Below are 2,998 nucleotides of genomic sequence, written 5' to 3' on the forward strand. Positions count from 1 at the left end.
GGCGCTCGCGTCCAGGAGTCCGATGTCAACTGTGTCGGTATTGAGCGTCTGGAACCGCAAGACTTGGCTTATGCCCGCGAGCTGGGTTACAAAATAAAGCTACTGGCTCTGGCGCAGGAAACAGAAGCGGGCTTACAGGTGCGGGTTCACCCTTCTTTGGTGCCGCAATATCATTCTTTGGCCTCGGTGGAGGGGGTTCTAAACGCCATTGTGGTCCAAGGCGATGCTGTAGGTGAAGTGGTGTTCGTTGGCCTGGGAGCCGGCCGTATGCCCACAGCCAGTGCTGTGGTGGGAGACATAATTGAAGTGGCCCATAATATAGTCGACGGGGTAAAAGGACGCAACGGCTGTACTTGTTTTGCCAGTAAACCCTTTTGCCCTCCGAACCAGGTGCGCGCTAGCTATTTTGTCCGCCTGGAAGTGAAGGACAAACCGGGGGTTATGGCCAAAATGGCAGCCGCTTTTGGTGCCGCCGATGTCAGCTTGTGGTCGGTAATTCAAAAATGCCAGACAGAGCGCGGGGCCGAGATTGTGGTGGTTACCCACCCAACCGAGGGCCAACGTTTTCAGACGGCAATCGACGCTTTACGATCGTACCCGGAGATATTTACCATTCATCAACCCATGATCGTTGAAGGAGATGAAGCCTATGTGGCCGGGCATCATTGAGCATTACGCTTCTTATTTACCAATCAGTGAACAAACGCCGCGGATTACTCTTAACGAAGGAAATACGCCGCTGGTGCCGCTACCGACAGTCTCCCGGTCGGTGGGCTGTGCGGTCTATGCTAAATATGAAGGCTTAAACCCCACCGGATCGTTTAAAGATCGGGGTATGACCATGGCTGTAAGCAAAGCGGTGGAAGAGGGAGCCCAAGCGGTGATCTGCGCTTCCACCGGTAACACGGCCGCCTCGGCTGCGGCTTATGCGGCACGAGCAGGCATCAAATGCTGGGTTTTGCTACCAGCGGGGAAAATAGCCAAAGGGAAGCTGGCCCAAGCCCTGTTTTATGGGGCTGAAGTGCTGGCAGTTGAAGGCAATTTCGATCAGGCTCTGGCCTTGGTCCGGGAACTGGCCGACCAGCTACCGGTGAAACTGGTCAACTCTCTTAACCCCATGCGGCTGCAGGGGCAGAAGACAGCCGCGTTCGAAATCTGCGATGCTCTGGGCACAGCGCCCACGGTCCTGGCACTGCCGGTGGGCAATGCTGGCAACATCAGTGCCTACTGGATGGGATTTAAGGAGTATCAGGCAGCCGGCAAAAGCAAATCATTGCCTCAGTTGCTGGGGTTTGAGGCCGCCGGAGCAGCACCTTTAACCTTGGGCCACGTAGTTGAAAATCCGGAGACAGTGGCTACAGCTATTCGCATCGGTAACCCGGCCAGTTGGGATCTGGCAGTGCAAGCGGCCCAAGAGTCCAACGGGGCTATCCAGGCTGTAAGCGATGCCGAAATTCTGGCCGCCCAAAAGCTGTTGGCCGGGCAAGAAGGCTTGTTTGTAGAACCGGCTTCAGCTGCGTCAGTGGCCGGAATTATTAAACAGTCACAAGTTCATAAGTTTGATCCGGGGGCAAAGGTAGTCTGCATTCTTACCGGACACGGATTAAAAGACCCTGACCTTGCCATCCAAGAGAGTCCCGAACCCAGGACAGTAGCGGCCGATTTCAGTGCTTTAAGTAAGCTTGTCGCAGCGGGGGTGAACTAAATGTTTTCTGTGCGAGTTCCGGCCAGCACGGCCAATCTAGGCCCGGGCTTTGATGCCTTGGCGCTGGCTCTTTCCATCTACAATTACCTGGAAGTGGAACTTAGGCCGGCCGGTACACCCCTTGAGATAACGATCCAGGGACAAGGTGCGGGGGAGCTTCCGCTGGATGAAGCTAACTTGGCGTTTCAAGCATTAAAAAAGGCTTTTGATTACAAAAAACAGGCATTGCCGGCCTTGTCTTTAAAATTAATCAATAATATCCCTATTGCCCGTGGTTTGGGCAGCAGCGCCGCTGCCACTGTGGGAGGACTGTTAGCGGCCCAACAGCTCCTGGATGTTCCCCTCAGTCAGGAAGAAATACTGGCACTGGCCTTAGAATTGGAAGGCCATCCAGACAATATCAGTGCGGCTCTGCTGGGTGGTTTGGTTATCTCCTGTGGTAGCGGCGAAAAGACGCATTATCTAAAAACACGCTTTCCCGACAGCCTTAAGCTAGTGGTGGCAGTCCCAGAGTTCAAGCTATCAACTCAGCAGGCTCGGGAGATTCTACCTAAGACTTTATCCCGGGAACAGGCGGTTTTTAACCTTAGCCGCACTGCACTGTTAACTGCTGGCTTCCTTACCGACGACTTGAGCCTGTTGTCGGTGGCACTGGAGGATAAGCTGCATCAGCCCTATCGCTCTTCTTTGGTACCTGGCATGCCGGCGGTGTTCGAGGCAGCCCAAAAGGCAGGAGCGCTGGGAGTGGCACTGAGCGGATCCGGGCCGTCGGTAATTGCTTTTGCCCAGGATAACTTAACTGCCATTGGCAGAGCTATGAAGCGAGCCTTTAAGGATCATGGCGTGGCTGCGCAGACTATCATTACCACCCCGGCTGTCAAGGGAGCGGAAGTGTTGGCCGAACTGTGCCAATGCCTAGCCTAAGGAGCGTTAATTTAGGGCGGGTCTCCGTGCCCGCCCCTCCGCTTAGGCCTCTCTAAGGCCCATGACAGGCCAAGCCTTGGTGTAGTGGCAGCTCTCTGTGGCTGCCCGAGAGATCAAAACACTATTAGCAACTTATACCATTAATGTCTATTGACTTATCAACTTACTCCAGGTATAATACTAGTGGTTCCCGAACAGACAGCGCGGGGTGGAGCAGTCCGGTAGCTCGTCGGGCTCATAACCCGGAGGTCGCTGGTTCAAATCCAGCCCCCGCAACCAACAACGAAAACATGGCGGCGTAGCTCAGATGGTTAGAGCATGCGGTTCATACCCGCAGTGTCAGGGGTTCAAATCCCTTCGCCGCTACCA

General features: G+C 54.6%; 3 protein-coding genes and 2 tRNA genes. All 5 read left to right on the forward strand.

All coding sequences use genetic code 11. The features are described from left to right. Nucleotides 1-669 (forward strand): homoserine dehydrogenase (locus GX016_10295; GenBank protein HHT71932.1); only part of this gene is annotated, 669 nt, incomplete at its 5' end. Next, a complete protein-coding gene (locus tag GX016_10300; GenBank protein ID HHT71933.1) occupies nucleotides 641-1,705 on the forward strand; it encodes a threonine synthase in 1,065 nt (354 codons plus the stop codon). The genes GX016_10295 and GX016_10300, both read left to right, overlap by 29 nt. Beyond that, nucleotides 1,706-2,629 (forward strand): homoserine kinase, encoded by a 924-nt coding sequence (locus tag GX016_10305; protein ID HHT71934.1) that lies wholly within the window; start codon nucleotides 1,706-1,708, stop codon nucleotides 2,627-2,629. 202 nt (nucleotides 2,630-2,831) lie between these two features. Continuing rightward, a tRNA-Met gene (locus GX016_10310) sits at nucleotides 2,832-2,908 on the forward strand. 13 nt (nucleotides 2,909-2,921) lie between these two features. After that, a tRNA-Met gene (locus GX016_10315) sits at nucleotides 2,922-2,998 on the forward strand.

This window comes from Bacillota bacterium (assembly GCA_012837285.1).
In the GTDB taxonomy this organism is placed as follows: Bacteria; Bacillota; DTU030; order DUMP01; family DUMP01; genus DUNI01.